Annotated in this window: 12 protein-coding genes; 3 read left to right on the plus strand and 9 right to left on the minus strand. The window is 40.0% G+C overall.

All coding sequences use genetic code 11. The features are described from left to right. Positions 1-170: 170 nt before the first annotated feature. The 5 genes from GARC_RS06000 to GARC_RS06020 all read right to left on the minus strand — a co-directional run bounded on the left by GARC_RS06000 (position 171) and on the right by GARC_RS06020 (position 6,919). Positions 171-821 carry a hypothetical protein gene (locus tag GARC_RS06000; protein WP_007617867.1) on the minus strand — a complete coding sequence of 217 codons (651 nt, stop codon included), beginning with the start codon at positions 819-821 and terminating at the stop codon, positions 171-173. After that, positions 821-2,140, minus strand: coding sequence for a hypothetical protein (locus GARC_RS06005; RefSeq protein WP_007617868.1), 1,320 nt, complete (start codon positions 2,138-2,140; stop codon positions 821-823). The genes GARC_RS06000 and GARC_RS06005 overlap by 1 nt, the downstream gene beginning before the upstream one ends. A gap of 10 nt (positions 2,141-2,150) precedes the next feature. Beyond that, complete coding sequence (locus GARC_RS06010; protein WP_007617869.1) at positions 2,151-4,199, minus strand: hypothetical protein; 2,049 nt, start codon at positions 4,197-4,199, stop codon at positions 2,151-2,153. Positions 4,200-4,267: 68 nt separating this feature from the next. Then, the gene (locus GARC_RS06015) at positions 4,268-4,693 is read right to left on the minus strand and encodes a hypothetical protein (protein WP_007617871.1); all 426 of its coding nucleotides are present in this window, start codon (positions 4,691-4,693) and stop codon (positions 4,268-4,270) included. A 156-nt stretch (positions 4,694-4,849) separates the two neighbouring features. Next, positions 4,850-6,919, minus strand: coding sequence for a tetratricopeptide repeat protein (locus GARC_RS06020; RefSeq protein ID WP_007617872.1), 2,070 nt, complete (start codon positions 6,917-6,919; stop codon positions 4,850-4,852). A 650-nt stretch (positions 6,920-7,569) separates the two neighbouring features. On the opposite strand from GARC_RS06020, the gene GARC_RS06025 reads away from it, so the two are divergent. The 3 genes from GARC_RS06025 to GARC_RS06035 are packed head-to-tail and all read left to right on the plus strand — an operon-like array spanning position 7,570 to position 11,417. Beyond that, a complete protein-coding gene (locus GARC_RS06025; RefSeq protein ID WP_007617879.1) occupies positions 7,570-8,820 on the plus strand; it encodes a glycoside hydrolase family 18 protein in 1,251 nt (416 codons plus the stop codon). Positions 8,821-8,876: 56 nt separating this feature from the next. Further along, the gene (locus GARC_RS06030; protein ID WP_081587507.1) at positions 8,877-9,800 is read left to right on the plus strand and encodes a Gfo/Idh/MocA family protein; all 924 of its coding nucleotides are present in this window, start codon (positions 8,877-8,879) and stop codon (positions 9,798-9,800) included. A 24-nt stretch (positions 9,801-9,824) separates the two neighbouring features. After that, positions 9,825-11,417 (plus strand): tryptophan halogenase family protein, encoded by a 1,593-nt coding sequence (locus GARC_RS06035; protein ID WP_007617883.1) that lies wholly within the window; start codon positions 9,825-9,827, stop codon positions 11,415-11,417. A gap of 78 nt (positions 11,418-11,495) precedes the next feature. Here the strand turns inward: GARC_RS06035 and GARC_RS06040 are convergent, their stop codons facing one another. From GARC_RS06040 to GARC_RS06055, 4 genes are read right to left on the minus strand one after another with little or no spacing between them, the layout of a single operon-like run. Beyond that, the gene (locus tag GARC_RS06040) at positions 11,496-13,001 is read right to left on the minus strand and encodes a tryptophan halogenase family protein (protein WP_007617884.1); all 1,506 of its coding nucleotides are present in this window, start codon (positions 12,999-13,001) and stop codon (positions 11,496-11,498) included. Positions 13,002-13,039: 38 nt separating this feature from the next. Then, entirely contained in the window at positions 13,040-14,080 is a 1,041-nt protein-coding gene (locus GARC_RS06045) for a cupin-like domain-containing protein (RefSeq protein ID WP_007617886.1), read from the minus strand. Between the two features lie 39 nt (positions 14,081-14,119). Then, entirely contained in the window at positions 14,120-15,148 is a 1,029-nt protein-coding gene (locus tag GARC_RS06050) for a cupin-like domain-containing protein (protein ID WP_007617888.1), read from the minus strand. Continuing rightward, positions 15,145-16,686, minus strand: coding sequence for a tryptophan halogenase family protein (locus tag GARC_RS06055; protein ID WP_007617889.1), 1,542 nt, complete (start codon positions 16,684-16,686; stop codon positions 15,145-15,147). The genes GARC_RS06050 and GARC_RS06055 overlap by 4 nt, the downstream gene beginning before the upstream one ends. Between the last annotated feature and the right edge of the window lie 83 nt (positions 16,687-16,769).

The raw sequence follows: 16,769 nt of genomic DNA on the forward strand, positions 1-16,769 counted from the left end.
TCTTTTTAGCAAAGCCGTAATTTTCTTTTCTCTGTGCTCTCTGTGGTGAAAAGTTGTGTCTATTTACTAGCTTCTGATTATAGACCATAGGTTAATGTCAAAAGTGGTCGAGCTTTGTTACTAGAAAATGCCAGATTGAGTTCGGATTAGTACATATATTTACCTATATTTTAATTTTTGAAGGCTTCGCGCCAGTCCTGATTTTCAGGCCCAATTAGTACTATTTTTTTGAAGGTTACTAGTCCAGTATTTCGGGCTCCTTTTTTAATTTCTACGTCCAGTACATAATGCGCACTTCTGCTATTCGCCGCAGGTCTTCTGTTTACTGCATGACTGCCACTTACTTCAATATTTCGTACGCTCCAGCGGGATTTTAAACGTTTACCGGCGAATAGATGGAAACGAGCATAGCTGTTGATCACTCCTACCTCAGTAAGATCCCAAAACTCGCTATTGATTAATGTTCCTAGTTGCATATTGATACCGGCACTGTAACGAGCTGTATTTGGCACCGTCTGCAGACGGTTTTGTTGATTGTTGTAATAACTCGCCCCCCATACATCAATTCCATCTTTTCGCCCTCTTGCACCTTCTGGGTAAAATTCGAATCCATTATCCTTTGCTGCTGCCCAAGCTAAATTCCCAGGCACTACAAACTCTTTCAGTTTGACCAAAGTTGTGGGTAACTTAGGAATTGGTTTTACGATCTTCTTCTGATGTTGAATAATTGTATTAGTTGGGCGTTCTAGTTCTGCATTTGCAGTTCCCACAAAAAGTAACAATAGGTAACTCGTCCATTTCATTTTGATTAAATTTTTCATTACTTTTCCTTAATGTCTGAAGGTGTTGTTTGTGTCACATACTGGCGCCACTGACTTAGTGCTAACTTATTACCTTTACTGCTGTATGCTGCCACTCGCCATTGGCTAGGAGACGCCATCACTTGTTCAGTGATCCAAGGAGGAGGATCGTAATATGCAACTCGTCCATCAATTAGTGCACTGAAGTTTTGATGACCTTCACTTTTGACTTCCAATTCATAAGTTTTAGCTGATGTATATTTAAGCCAACTAAAGCGAAGACTTGTTTTATTTTGGGGATCTAAAGTAGCTTGGAATAATGTAATAGATTTTTCTAAACCGGCATTCATTCTAGCTTGCAATACGTCATCATCTGTTGCTACGTAATAACGTAGTCGCGGCATTTCAAAGCCTGATACACCTCCATTAATACTTACCCCAACACCTGTGTCTGAATCACCTTCTTTGTCTCTTGTAGCTTCAACTCGTAAAATAACTTGATATGGACCAATGATTTGATTGGGGACTAATTGTGGATCAGGTCCTTTTAATGTGGTTTTGCCTGTTGGGGCAAGAAACACATCAAATCGCTGTAAAAGGGTATATCGTTTCTGTAATCCTCGCTGTTCCATTGGCAAATTAGCTTCTGGCACTAAATCAAATTCATTCGGCTCAGGATCACCAGGCAATACAATTTCCCAGCGCCCTTTTAAGCGCCCAGTACCGTTGTATGATATTTCTGCCAGGATCGCTGGCATCAGCTGTCCTTGAGAGGCTAGATGAACTGATGGTTTTCCTTGGTCGGTAACAAAGTAAGGATGTACCTGAGTTAGCGAAAAAGGTACCCGAGCACCACCATTGCTCATTCGGCAAGTCACCGCTATATACTGCGTTGAACCAGCTGATTCAAATTTACGCACGTAAAAAAATGACGAGTTATTGCCTGCTTGGGCACTTTGCATGGCACGCCTTGCCACTGAGGCAGGTATAGTCATCACATCAGTGAAATTTTGGCCATTGTTTTCAATTGAGTTTTGTATCCCCAAGTCAGTGTTAGTCAAACCTAAACTTGGGCTGGTTTGCGCTAGGGTCTTGGGTAATCGCCCGAAAAAAGTCCCCGCTACACAAGGATTAGTTGAAGTGACAGTATTTGCGGCAACACTAATTTGACCACACCAAAAGGCCTCAGTAGAGATTTGCCCTGCTGTGCCCCTAAAGGTTAAAAACACCGAACTAACCCCAGTTGCATTAACATTAACACCAGTGGGATTGACAGAATTTACTGCAAAAGTTTTATTTACTAAGAGTAAAACCATCAAAACTATATATAGAATTTTCATTTTGGTTCCCCTAAAAAGTTAGACTTATGCCAGACGTAATATTCCAGTCTTGGGTGAAGGTGTTAAAAGCAAAAATATTTTCTTCGGATTTGTTACGTTGTTTCGCGTATCGTAAATACCATTGGCCTGGGACATCTCGCCCATAAAGGTTGAACGACCATTGGTGATCCACCCCCATATTCAAAGTCAGGGCATTCGATGTACTTAATCCAAAATTGTCATAATCTTTATTTAGACTGGAACCAAGGTTAATTCTCCAATCTGACGAAAACCCATAACTCATTACTAACGCAGCATTATTGTTATAAAAAGCGGTATTGTTTTCATGGTCGAAATTACGTGCTCGGCCCAAATCTAAATTGAGAGTCAGCGACTCAAACATCTGTAAACTTTGACTAATACTATGATTAATCAAAGAAAAGTCAGCTTGTTGCCTACCAATTTGGCGATTGTCTTGATTAGAATAAGAAAGGTTGTACCCGACAGCGTAAGTATTGAATGACCAGTTCGCCGATAACTCGAGTATCTTAGTGACTTGATCCGGCAAATGACTATCACCGTTAAAATCCGAGAATTCAGTATCAGGCATATTTATTGCCATTTGATGAACTTTTTGCAAATTCACATTTAGACTTGGTAGGTAGTTGTTGACCTCAAACGTTTCGGATTGAAAGGCATTAGCTAGATCTACGTTATAATTCAGGGAATGACTTTTAGTATTTGAAGTCAAAATAGTAGGAAGATGATCAATATTGTTTTCTGTTTCAGTAAACCCATATTGCCATTGACCAGATGCTAGATCCCCTCTTAATCCAAGACGCTCAATTTTTTGGTCTGCGGAAGGTCCTGCAGCAATCACTCGATACAAAGCATCAATTTTGTCTTGACCCAAATTAAGACTAACCGTAAATAACCGCGTACCTTGTTCGTTCTGCGTGATTAAATCTAAATCCAAATTAACTTGGTATGCTTGATCTGTGGTTTGCTCAACACTCACTAATTGAAACTCATCTTCCAACAATAAAGCGTTATCCTTCGGATTGGTAAAACGACTACTGGCAAATACGCCATCAAAACGGACTCTGTCTTCCCATAATTGACTGATAATTCGCAATCCCCAACCTTGATTCTTTTCTACATCTGAAACCTGCCCCACAGCAAAATCATCAATAGCTTGCACTTGACCATCGACGTAAGACATTTCGACCCGTAACTTCCCAGGTTTATTAGGAAAGACTTCAACACCTAAAGTACTGGCAGCAATACGATGCTGGCTACTGCGTTGTCCAAAAAAGTTATTCCACCCTACAATTGCGCTACCATTTTGCTGAGTAAAGGCGATATCGAATATTGAGTTAAATTGATAACCTAAATGAACGCCTCGATTTGATAAATTATCCACCAGCAACGGATTCGAACCAAAGCCAGTATGGCCAACTCTGAAACTAGCTTTGCCTTTTTCAACTGACACTAAATAATCACTTAAATCTATCTTGTCTGCTTGCTCACCACGTTCAGAAAACCGCAAAGCATTTTCTTGTTTAGAGGCTCCAACAATATTGGCTTGCGAGTGAATGGATAAATCTTTACGAGTATGCTGTGAACCAACACTTAGCTGCATATTTCCAACATAAAAACGGTCTTGTTCTGGTTTAAAGGCGTCTCCCTTATAATCGGCATCGAGTTGTGCATCCAAGGCAACAGAGCCATTCACAGTCCAATTTGCGGTTTTAAATCCAGAACGAGTTAATACCTTAATTTTTTGGTTATGAATTTCTAGCCACTGCCCCAAATTTACTTCATAAACGATTAAAGTGTTGATACCACTTGGCACTGGAAAACCATTGCCTTGATAACTAAATTGACCAGTTTGAGTTTGTTTAAAACGGCTAGTGACATCTTTGTTATTCAATAGAAAACGTAACTGTTCAGTCGATACGCTTGTTTCAATATCGACTACCAAAGCTTGGTTTGCAGCATTCCAATCTTGTGCAAAACTGGCCACGGGGCACAAAGCGATAGTCGACGAGATGTAAATAGAAGCTTTTAAATACTTCATAATGACTCTCCCTGTAAATAAGCAGGTTGCTTTTCGTTTGTAATCAACCTGCTTGCTTGGGTAAATGACTAACGCCCAATTCTCATACTTGGGGCCCTTGATTCAGCTGGTACGGGTTTGACACATCTGTCAGCACCATTTTTAACTTCCATTCCATACCCTGTAGCGCAAGCCAGAGGGACCACATTCGAATTAGTCATTGGGCCCAGTTTGAAAGTGCCCACGCACTTATCTGCTTTACCGTCATGATCGGTTTTCAAAAAATGACCAACGGATTTTTTGAGAATAGGGATATAGACGCTGGCGCACTTTTTAGGCGATTTATATGTTTTTCCAGCGGCTTTAAAGCACCTAGCACTGGAATTGTGCTTTGTTTCAAATGACCAACCATTTCCACACCCCCAAAAAGTATCGGCTGAATGGCTGGGGGGGCTGTAGCTTAATAGCAACATCCCAGTGACTAAGGCTAGTGTAATTAATGATGTGATTTTCATAACTTTCTCCAAAATATTATGTTTGATTGATTTAACTAGCGGTTATTGCCGTTAGCTAATATCAGTATCAACACAATAGTTTGAGAAGCTTGAGAGAACTTTGAATAACTTTGAATGTTTTAAAAAACAATGGGTTAGATAATGTTAATTTTCCTTCTAATATAAATTAGCATAATCTTTGATGCTACTTTCACCTTGGTCTAAGTCTTTTTGAAATGTATTAATGTAAGTTTGATGCCCAATATTCCATTGTTTACCTAAACGTATTTTCAATATTTCTGCCATATTAACCGCTTCTTGAAAATCACCTGTGGCGTGAGCATAACTTGCAGGGATCATGGCAAAGGCAGGTCTAGGATCAAACCAATCGTATTTGTTTCGTTCATCTATATACATTTTTGCTTTTGAAAATTGCTTCAAATTCAAATAAGTTATCGCAACATAAGCCGACACTATGGAGCGTGGATAAGTAAATTGCTCTACCGATCTTTGATACACTGCCAATCCAATTTTTTCTGCTTCCTCTAGGTTTTGCTCTTTTAAAGCAGCCAAGACTAAATCGGCCTGGGCAATCAACTCGCCTTCAGTATCTCCTAACTCTTGATAAAGTTTGACCACTTCTTTGAGTTCGCGTTTGGCAATGGCATAACGTTTACTAGAAATTTTAATACCCGCTGCCATGTGTTTTGCATAAACCAAATAGTTTCTAGCGCCTAACTGACGAAATATATCAGCTGATTTTTGATAATATTGGCTCGCCAAATCATAATCAGTGTTTCCAACCCAAATAGTATTACCTAAATTCAGCAAAGCTTGAGCTTCACGGAGTTTAAATCCATGAAGTTGAAACATCTCCAAAGCAATTTGCAAATGTTCTACAGCTTGGTCAATTTTGCCAATAGCTTGATAGCTGGTGCCTATATTCATATGGGTTGCCCCGAGCAAATCCTTATCTTGAGTTTGCTCTACAGCGTCTAAGAAACCATTGGCTATATTAATGGACTGTTCTAGATTGCCTTGACTGTAGGCAATATTCGATAATGTATTCTGTAAAAAAATATTCTGACGAATATCTAAGGCTTGCTTCATTAATTTTTGAATACCCTGCTCGGCTTGTTGTAATTTTCCTTCACGATACAAAACTTCAATCTGATATATCTTGGCCCATGTAAAAGAGGGTTCACGCTTTATGGCTAAGTCTAGATAATCCTTAGCACTTTGAAATTCGCCGTGGTAAACACGACTCACACCAGTCGCGTAATCTTGGTTGGCCATGTGATTATTAGTATAGGTGTGGCTTAGTATCAATCGTTCTGGGCTTTGCGGCATTAAACTTTGTAATAAATGTTCAAGTAACATATTTGAAGCTTCTAATATGTCTTCACTAATAAAACTAAAATTAGTACCTTTATTATCTCCCAAAATAAGCTGATAACTTAAACTTGGCCGTTTGTCCTCGGTCAAGGTTAGATTCATTAATAATAACTGCTTACATCCCAATGCTGGACATACTTGTTGGAATATAGCTTCTGGATCATATTGAAATTGCACATTTTCCAAATTGCTCAAAGTGGAATTCATATTTGCCACTTTAATTTTTGGAAAACGTTGCAACTCGTCGATCACCATAGTCATCACACCGTATTCAACCCAAGAATCTTGATCATCTCCCGTTAGTACTTGCACCGGCAATACCGTTAACAAATCTGACATTGATTCACTAAGGGAAATAGGTTCTTCCTGAGGTTGTTTTGACAAGTAAAACCAAATTACCGAAAGGCTGACAACACACAACAAAGAAATCACGACAACTATAATTTTTTTTCTTTTGGGGTTTGTGTTAATTGGGGTACTAACACTCGACGTTTTAGTCACTACTGGGGTTGTGGGCAATTCTACTAGTTCTATTTTAACCTTTGGGTGGATCCTAAAGCCTTTGCCTCTAAGTGTTTGGATAATATCTTGATCAGAAACATATTCAGCTAACAGATGACGTGTATCAGACACTAATCGCGACAAAGACCATTCACTCACCACTAAGTCTTTCCACAATTCATCAAGTAAATGGTATTTTTCGACTAACTGATGGTCAGCTAAAACAAGTTTTTCTAAGAATTGAAAAGACTTATCAGGAAGATCGATAGCCAAACCTTGGTAAGACAAGACCTGTTTGATTGGGTCAAGTGAAAACCCGCTGAATTTATAAATATAAGGTTTAGTATCCATGCCACCCTCTTAAACAACTACTAAGATATTGGTATTTTGCTGAACAAATATCAATCAATAATTACAAAATACTTTTATTCGGCATATCTCCTCAATGTCCAGAATTTTGTCAAAGAGTCGCTACTTGAATGGCAATCCCCTTTCAAGTAGCGAGAACGTCACATAAAACCGGTAAGGACTTTTCCGAAGTACAAGGTTAACAGGCGCCTACTCTGCGTTGCATGAATTTGAAAGAGCATAGGTAACCCGGGTTACACGATCCCTGAGTTCACGCGCCTTGATCGTGCGCCGAGCGTTAAGCCCTTTAATTCTCGCTGAGTGGTCACTGCTTTAAATGGATTAGTATAAGTTTAATTCAAGTAAACAATTGCATAACACTCAACCTACATAATGATTATTTGTAATTAGAAAAACAATCAAGTAACGTGACAAATTGACAACGCTGTCATTAATCGCATATAAAGGTGATTGTGATGAGATTTAGCAAAAGTTGAAAATCAACAATAATACAACAGTAGGATTAGCGTCGAGTTTGATATGTGAACATCTCAAACACTTTTTTAAAAGCGATGCGAGGATATGAAATGAGCAGTGATTTTTTTTCGGATCATTTACGGAACTATTTTCCAACAATTTAATAGGTACTTACTATGACAAGACAACACACTGAAGACTTTTTTTCTGTAGGATTAAAGTATTTTTTTATCAGCTTGTTGTTCATTTGTTTATCAGCCAGCGCTCCCCCCCCTGTTGTTGCAAGTTATTATGTAGCTGCTGGAAACCCCATTGCAGTAAGCAATATACCTGCGAGCAAACTAAGCCACGTTTTATATGCTTTTATCGCGTTATGCGGAGATAATAGTGGTGCCAATAAATCAACACAAAAAGCCATTGTTGTTGCCTGCGAGGGTAAAGCCCCCTATTCAGCCGTGTTATATAACAAAAATGAAGTTATGACTGAGCTGGATGCTTTTAGAAAATTAAAACAGCTACATCCTCACTTAACTATTTTGCCTTCTTTTGGTGGTTGGACCTTGTCCCAACCTTTCCATGGTTTGGCCAAAAGTGAATCGGCTCGTAAACATTTTGTGCAGTCAGCAATTGAATTGATAACACAACACGATGTATTCGACGGCATTGATATTGACTGGGAATATCCTGGCGGCGGTGGTAACAGTCAAAAAGTATTAAAAGGGGCACAAGCCCAAAACGAAAAGCAAGTATTCAAGCTACTTATGCAAGAGTTACGTGCCGGGTTAGACAAACTTGAACAAAACACTGGTAGAGATTACCAACTAACGGCGGCTATAAGTGGCAGCAAAGCTAAAACCCAAGCCATAGATTGGAAAAAAACCATCCCATTTATGGATTATGTATTTGCGATGACCTACGACTTTGCGGTTGGGGATGGCCGAGCTGGGCACCATACTAATTTATTTAGTTCTGATGAAAATAGCCTCAGTGCAAAAGGTATGATCAACAACCTTATAAACGCAGGCGTGCCTGCCCCAAAATTAGTACTTGGTATCGCCTTTTACGGCCGAGGATGGCATAACAGCAATTGGAAAAATAACGCTTTTGAGGGAAATAACCATGCTGTTTCAACGGGAAGTTACGTTTACAAAGAACTTATAGCTAACCCACCGCCTGGATATCTATATGGATATGACGCTCAAGCTGAAGCATCGTATTTATTTAATGCTGATACACAAGGTTTTATTTCATTCGATGATCCACGTTCCACTCGGGCAAAAACTGATTGGTCAAGGAACAAAGGCTTAGCAGGCGTATTTTCGTGGCAAATCATGCAGGATAACGGTGATTTGCTTGAGGCAATGTATCAAGGCATGCACTCATACGACAATCACGATGTTAGCACTGAGGTCCTTAAAACCAAATAACTTGATTTTGGTCCATTGGATAGATTTCAATAATTGAATGGTAAAAAAAAATTCAAATGGGAAATAAAATGATACGTATGGGGCTAATAGGGCTGGGAGATATTGCCCAGAAAGCCTATCTACCTGTGCTCGCAACAATGGATGGAGTGACACCAGTTCTGTGCACTAGAAACTCCAATGTTTTGGCTCGCTTAGTTCAAACTTATGGACTAAAAGAAGGGTATACCGACATTTCTGACTTAATACGCGCCAACATTGACGGTGCAATGGTTCATACAAGCACCGAGCATCATGTAGAGATAATTGAGAAATTATTACAAGCGGGAATTCCTACCTTTGTAGATAAACCTGTCAGTTATAACCTGTCAGAAACTGAGCGTGTATTGGAGCTTTCTTCGAATAGAAACCTGCCGTTTTTTGTCGGTTTTAACCGTCGTTATGCTCCGTTGATTAGCAGCATTGATGAAACAAACCCAGTGCAAATCAAAATGCAGAAAAATCGGGTGAATCTACCGGCTCCTCAGCAAACCTTTATTTATGACGATTTTATTCATGTATTAGATACATTGCGCTTTTTATCAAAGGGCAAGATTGAACAGTTGCATGTATTTGGTTACTACAAAGAGGACCTACTCGCTTCTATTGATGTGAATTGGCAATCAGGGCAAACGATGGTTTGCGGATCAATGAATCGTATCTGTGGTGTAGAAGAAGAAAAGTTGGAGTTATTTGGTCAGCAACAAAAATGGATAATAAGCCGTCTTAGTCAGGGGTGGCACTATACACCCACACATAAGTCTGAATTGTCATTTGGGGACTGGGATCCCACCTTATTTAAACGAGGCTTTGTCACTATGCTTCAGACGTTTATCAAACAAGTTGAAATGAACAAAAGTAATACTACTCAGCTCGATGATATTTTAAAAACCCATCAATTATGTGAGCAAGTTTTATCCGCAACATTAAAAAACAACGGTTAAGTATAGCGGTTATTTGGAGTAGCTATGTCTCAGATTAAAACGAGTACCATGGGTATTCCTTCCCAAGTCGTTATTGTCGGCGGGGGCACCGCCGGTTGGATGGCGGCCAGTTTATTGCAACAGGCGTGGTCACAAGAGAGTGACGCATCAACGCAGATTACAGTAGTGGAATCTGAGGATATTGGCACCATTGGTGTGGGTGAAGGTTCGACTCCTACCTTACGAGAATTTTTTCGCAAACTAGGTATTGCCGAAAACGAATGGATGCCAAAATGTAGCGCTACATATAAATGTGGCATCGCTTTTCCCGGTTGGCTCAATGGTAACGGTGGATCGCCTGATGGCTATTTCCATCCGTTTTTTTCGCCTCTAGATATACAAACGGGTGAAGCGTTTATGCGTAATGCCTGCCTGAAGCGTCGCGGTGTAAATGCAGCAGTGCAACCGGATGATTTTTTTGTAGGGGCTCAGTTAAGCCGCCAGTATCTATCGCCACGGTTAAATGTTTCATTACCCTTTGAACCAGAATATGCCTATCACTTTGACTCAGCATTATTGGGTAAGTTTCTAAGAGAGCGCGCCAAAAAGTTGGGTGTGCAGCATATTATTGGCACTGTGAGTGATGTCAAAAGAACAACTACGGGTGATATTGAATGCCTGTACTTAAGTCGCGATAAGCGACCTTTAAAAGCCGACTTTTTTATCGACTGTACGGGATTTGCTAGTCTGTTAATAGGGAAAACATTAGAGACCCCCTTTTACAGCTACAGCGACAATTTGTTCAATGATTCAGCAGTAGCGATTGCATCACCATTAGATAATACACAGCCAATCCCATCACACACCGAATCAACCGCGCTGAGCAATGGTTGGGCTTGGAAAATTCCACTAACCACTCGCAACGGTAATGGTTATGTGTATTCGTCGGGCTATCAATCGGCTGAGTCAGCTGAAAAAGAATTGCGTGCCCACATGGGTGTAAGCGACGAAGTGGAAGCACGGCATATCCCTATGCGTGTGGGATCTATTCGCCAGCATTGGAATCATAATTGTTTGGCGGTAGGGTTGTCGCAAGGGTTTATTGAACCTTTAGAGGCCACTGCGTTGATGTTAGTGCAGTACACCTTAACGCACTTTATTAAAGCCCACGCCTTAGCCTTATCCAAAGGAAATATTGAGCACTACCGAACTGGTTTTAACAACAATGTTAGTCAAACATTTGCCGGTATTCGCGACTATATTGTGGCGCATTATCAATGCAATACTCGCACCGATAGTGATTATTGGATTGATAACCGCTCCCACAACCACATTTCAGACAATTTAGCTGCCATATTGCAATGCTGGGATCAGGGAGGTGATTTTGAGGCTGAGCTCTGTGCACAGAAACATCAACAAGTTTATCCACGACCCTCTTGGTATTGTTTATTGGCTGGCAGTGGTCGATTTCCTGTATCTGGCCAGCGCATAGAAAATGCTCATGGCATTGTGCCAACACCATCAGCCGCAGCTCGAGAATATACAGCTAAGATGAGCCATAAGTTTCAAGATCATCGAACACTATTGCAGACCATGTATGGCAAAAATTTCATCTCTAAGGGCTTTGCGCCTCAATAACGATAAAGAATTATCGCTGATTGGTGTTTCAGATAAAATTGACTAAAACATGAGAATTATAGTTGCGTTGAAAAGTAATCACAGTGTTAGCAGGTCATTGTGATTTTTAAAGTTTAATGCACAACGTCTAATAAAATTACTCAAATCATCGATTTCTTGTTGGTGTGCAGAATAATCAATCGACGGGTCGATATTTTTTTGTGGAAATACACCATACCCGGCAAGCAAACAAGCCCATGATTTAGGTTGATAACTACCCATCAACTTATATTTATACATATCAGCGGCAAAATCGTTGCTGTTTTTCCAAAGAGATAAAATTCTGTTTAAGGTGTCAGAAATGTTGTTATTAGCGGCATTATCAAGCCAATATTGACTATCTGTTCGTTGATTCGCTTTGTAGTGACACACTACATAATCTCTGATGCCGTCAAATCTTGAATTAATATCTTTGTTAAAGGCCTCTTCAAATTTATTTGTGCCCTTACCTTCCCCAAAATACTGCATAAATTGCGTAACGGTATTAAATGAAAGGGCAATAGCCGTTGCCTCTAAAGGCTCAATAAACCCTTGAGATAGGCCAACGGCAAGACAGTTTTTGTGCCAGTGTTTTTCAACACGTCCGACTTTCATTTTTAAATGCCTTGCTTGCACATCACTTTCTAATAAACCTAAATGTTGCCTCAATTCTGTTTCAGCCTGATCCCCATCTATATAATCACTGCTATACACATATCCATTACCAAAACGATTTCTGAGCGGAATTTTCCATGCCCAGCCATTTGTTAGAGCTGTGGATTTGGTTTCTACGGGAAGCGCTTGAGTTATCTCACTTGGCATTACCACTGCCGAATCATTAAATAAATTATCTTTAAAACTTTTATAGTTAACCTTCAATGTCTGTTGCATCAATAACGAAGAAAACCCTGTGCAATCGATGAAAAAGTCTGCTTCTAGCGTGGTTCCATCGCCAAGTTTTACTGAACTTAAGTTGCCTTGGTTGTTAACTATAACGTCTTGTACATTGCCATAAGTTCTTGTTACACCAAGACTTTCAGCGTTTTCTGCTAAAAACTGTCCTAAAAGAGCTGAATCAAAATGATAGCCGTATGCCACGCCAAAAGGAAAAGTCTCTTCAGGTAAGGGACCTAAGTTGTTTCTTGATAAATAAGTTTCTAAAAAATACTTATCTGGATGGGCATCGACATTATATCCTTGCTTTCGAGCTTGGATGTTTTTGAAAAAATGAGGTGTAGTGAATAGATCGTCGGTTTGCGCTTCAAACGGATGAAAGTAAGACTCAAACCCCTGATGAGTGGACCATTTATCAAAGGTAATGCCATTTTTATAAGTAGCATTACAACGTGGCATCCACTGTGGATCAGCTACGCCAATCGCATCAAAAAAAAACTTTAAATGAGGTGTACTGCCTTCACCAACACCTATAATGCCGATCTCTTTGGATTCAACTAGGCAAATTTCAGTTCCTTTCCACTTGGTTGCCAATAAGTTTGCAGCCATCCATCCTGCGGTTCCACCACCAACAATTAATATTTTTTTAGGTTTGCATTCATTATCTAACATAATTATTTAACATCGCTATTTGCTCATATTTTTCAAATTCAATAGGCTTCTATTTTTGTAATTTTTTTTACGAAGTGATCTTTGACCACCCTAATGTAATCAGGCGACAACTCACCTAATAGATGATGCTGATGTTTTGGGATATACGAAACTGGATCAACACCTTGCTTAAACAAATAGTGATCAAACAAACAACGCCATGCATCACGTTGTTTGGGTGTCAGGTCGCGCATCGCCAAAATGGCGATTTTCATACTATCCAAAAAATTCGGTGAGGTTGCATCTTCGGCAAAAGAACCGTTCCACCAGTAATTCATCAGCCCATTAATCTTGTCCAACGACTCAACATGATGCCACCAAAGCATGGGTATAAATAAGGCATCGCCGGGGGCTAATTCAACATGGTAAGCATTGTGTAATGCAGTTTTGAATCTAGGGTAACGATCAAAGTCTGGTTTACGAAGATTGACTAAACTTACTGGCACACCAGCCGGTGTAAACTCAAGAGGTCCAGGATACAAATTGCTGGTTTGGTCTGGCGCAAATAATGTAAAACGTCTACGTCCAGCGACTACGCAAGCAATGTTATCTGTACCATCATAATGAGTATCAACCACCCCTTCGTTTCCAACCCATAAACGAGGTTTCACATTGGGGAAAAAATCAGAAGGGTTATCTTCGAGCAATCCTGGAAGAATACTTTCAGTTAACGCGCTTTGCATTGATAAAGCAGGCCCCTGCTCTTCATTCTTTAAGTCAATTAAGCGCCTCAAAAATAGGTCTAGCCGCTCTTGTGCACTAACAAAAGTAAAACCGCTTAAATCATCGTTATAAAAAAAACGTTTGTCGGCGCATTTATCTTCATTATATGGCGCTGCAGATATAGTGACTTTTTTGCCGTTATAATGTCGACAAAGGTACTCCTTAAATTCATTCGGAGTTTTTTTAGCGGCCGCCACCATTGGCCAATCACCAGCAAAACCTCTGAGAACTATTGGCTGCTGTTCAGGTACCACTTCATCAAAGAGCTGCTTAGCTGATAAATCTCGATACTCGGGAATGGCTTTAAAGTTGTTCATATATTGATATTCGTGTCTCTCATAGAATCGAACACGTGTTTATTTTTGTAGCTTGGCAATGAAATAATCCTTTATCGTTCTGACATCTTTAGCTGATAAATCGCCGAGTATATGCTGCTGATGTTTTGGTATATAAGACCTTGGGTGTGATTTTGGATCGGGATTTTGATGAAATACATAGTGATCGAACATAGATCGCCACGCATCACGTTGTTTCGGAGTTAAGTCTCGCATGGCCAGCAGTGCTAGGTTCAAACTGTCAATTGGGCTGGGCGACACTGAGTTTGGCCCTGAAGATCCATTCCACCAGTAATTCATTAACGCATTCACTTTTTCCAATGATTCAACATGATGCCACCAAAGCATAGGAATAAAAATGGCATCACCAGGTCCTAACTCAACACTATAAGCCTCAGCTAAGGCATGCTTAAAAAGAGGGTAACGATCAAAATCTGGATTGTTAAGATCCACTAAACTAGTAGGGGCCCCTGCTGGTGTAAAGTTGAGTGAGCCGGGATATAAGTGACAAGTTTGCTCTGGCGGAAAAAGTATAAAACGCCTACGACCCGCCACAACACAAGCCACATTATCAGAACCATCATAATGCGCACTCACTATCCCTTCATTTCCAATCCATAAGCGAGGCTCTAATTCAGGAAAAATATCGGAACAATTTTCATTCACCAAACCAGGTAAAATCTCACTAGTGAGTGAATTTTGCATTGAAATAGCAGGATAAACTTCTCTATCAATCAACTCTAAAAGACGGCCTAAAAACAAGTCGACGCGCTCTTCACCACTCAAATAATTGACATCAGTCATATCATCATTGTAAAAAAAGCGTTTGTTGGCAGAAGGTGGGGCAACAACCATTTTGGTCTTTTTACCGGTATAAAACTGATTCAGGTAAGCGACAAAATCTTCAGGTGTTTTTTGAGCTGCATCGACCAACGGCCAATGTTTAGCAAATCCACGTATAACTACGGGGTTTTGTGCGGGTGCAATTTCCTTAAAGAATTGTACTGAGATTAGATTGGAAAACTCTGCCATGGTTTTATATACCGTCATATAGTTGCCTTCGCATTTTGATGAGTGGCTTGGCAATTCGCTTGAATATAATCATGATGACTTGGCATTTTTAGCACCGTAGAACGGATATTTTCAATATTTTTATGCAATGTATTGGCTAAGCCTTGACTATCAAAACCATCTAACAAGGGATGATACTTTTGTGGACGTATTTTCATGCCTTCTAAAATGGAGTACCAACTATCACTGGTAAAAAACGGCTCAGTACTATGCTCTATCTGCCCTCTTTGCCTAAATAAACGTATTTTTTCACTGAGTGAATCAGGAACAGGCATGGTTTGGCACCAACGCCAAAAGTCGCTATCGTCACGACCCGATGTGCAATAATGCAAAATAATGAAATCGCGTATCTCTGTATAATCAACATCAATTTTTTGATTAAAGGCTAGCTCGTTGCAAGTGTCAAAATCCATGTCAGGAAAGTATTTAATGAAATGCACTAGGGTTTTGTAAACCAAATGAATAGCGGTCGATTCCAAAGGCTCTAAAAATCCAGCAGCAAGGCCTAAGGCTAAACAGTTATTGTGCCAAATTTTTTCACGTTTACCGGTAACAAAAGGGATGATCTTTGGATTGTTTATCAGCTTACCATTGACACTGTTTAGCAATGTCTCTGTTGCTTGCTCATCACTGCAATGTTCGCTAGAAAAAACATAACCATTGCCTGTGCGGTGTTGTAGCGGAATTTTCCACGTCCAGCCCGCTTCACGAGCTGTGGCGATTGTGTAGGGAACTGGATTAGCTACATTTTCTGTTTGTACGGTAACGGCGCGATTACAAGGCAGATAATGGGACCAATCTTGGTAACCTACCTTCAAGGAGTTTTCTATCAAAAGCCCTTTGAAACCAGTGCAATCGATAAAAAAGTTACTTTCGACTATTGAACCATTGTCCAATTCGAGGCTACGAATAAAGTCTTTCTTATCGACATTCACGTTTTTTACTGTTGCTTCTATTCTTGTTACCCCTCTTTTGTGGCAGAGATCTCGTAAATAACGAGCAACTTGAATCGCATCTAAGTGAAGGGAATGAGCGAAATGTGATAACACCCAATTTTCAGGCTGTGTTTGATTAGATTGATGTGGGCGCAGCATAAAACGTTCATGTTCGGCCATAATCGCGCTGGGGGAATGATCAACCCAACGACTTGTCTGCCCATCAGCAAGTGACTTTAACCAAGCCTGATAAAAATCAAAACCATTGATATCCTTGCCCACTCTACCAAAAGGATGAAAATAGCTTTCCCCTTGGGTTAACCAATCGTCGAACCGAATGCCTAATTTAAAAGTGGCAGAGGTAGCCTGAATAAATTCTTTTAGGTTAATTTGACTGGCTTGCAAAAAATCCATCATAGATGGCACGGTAGACTCACCTACGCCGATAGTGGCAATATCAGGTGATTCAATAACCGTAATCTGAATGTTACTGCCTCTTAAGGCGGTTGTAAGTAAAGTCGCAGCCATCCAACCAGACGTTCCACCACCCACAATACAGATAGATTTCAATGTGTTTTGCATAGTCAAACCGTAACTAAATTAATAGCCTTAACATTTTTGGGAACCTCCAAAATGAAAGAAACTGCGTAGCATTTTTACTACGC

The organism is Paraglaciecola arctica BSs20135 (assembly GCF_000314995.1).
GTDB lineage: Bacteria > Pseudomonadota > Gammaproteobacteria > Enterobacterales > Alteromonadaceae > Paraglaciecola > Paraglaciecola arctica.

What these genes read in the sequence shown, in the direction of transcription:
- GARC_RS06000 (WP_007617867.1), bottom strand. Translation starts at nt 821, where the DNA reads ATGAAAAATTTAATCAAAATGAAATGGACGAGTTACCTATTGTTACTT.
- GARC_RS06005 (WP_007617868.1), bottom strand. Translation starts at nt 2,140, where the DNA reads ATGAAAATTCTATATATAGTTTTGATGGTTTTACTCTTAGTAAATAAA.
- GARC_RS06010 (WP_007617869.1), bottom strand. Translation starts at nt 4,199, where the DNA reads ATGAAGTATTTAAAAGCTTCTATTTACATCTCGTCGACTATCGCTTTG.
- GARC_RS06015 (WP_007617871.1), bottom strand. Translation starts at nt 4,693, where the DNA reads ATGAAAATCACATCATTAATTACACTAGCCTTAGTCACTGGGATGTTG.
- GARC_RS06020 (WP_007617872.1), bottom strand. Translation starts at nt 6,919, where the DNA reads ATGGATACTAAACCTTATATTTATAAATTCAGCGGGTTTTCACTTGAC.
- GARC_RS06025 (WP_007617879.1), top strand. Translation starts at nt 7,570, where the DNA reads ATGACAAGACAACACACTGAAGACTTTTTTTCTGTAGGATTAAAGTAT.
- GARC_RS06030 (WP_081587507.1), top strand. Translation starts at nt 8,877, where the DNA reads ATGGGAAATAAAATGATACGTATGGGGCTAATAGGGCTGGGAGATATT.
- GARC_RS06035 (WP_007617883.1), top strand. Translation starts at nt 9,825, where the DNA reads ATGTCTCAGATTAAAACGAGTACCATGGGTATTCCTTCCCAAGTCGTT.
- GARC_RS06040 (WP_007617884.1), bottom strand. Translation starts at nt 13,001, where the DNA reads ATGTTAGATAATGAATGCAAACCTAAAAAAATATTAATTGTTGGTGGT.
- GARC_RS06045 (WP_007617886.1), bottom strand. Translation starts at nt 14,080, where the DNA reads ATGAACAACTTTAAAGCCATTCCCGAGTATCGAGATTTATCAGCTAAG.
- GARC_RS06050 (WP_007617888.1), bottom strand. Translation starts at nt 15,148, where the DNA reads ATGACGGTATATAAAACCATGGCAGAGTTTTCCAATCTAATCTCAGTA.
- GARC_RS06055 (WP_007617889.1), bottom strand. Translation starts at nt 16,686, where the DNA reads ATGCAAAACACATTGAAATCTATCTGTATTGTGGGTGGTGGAACGTCT.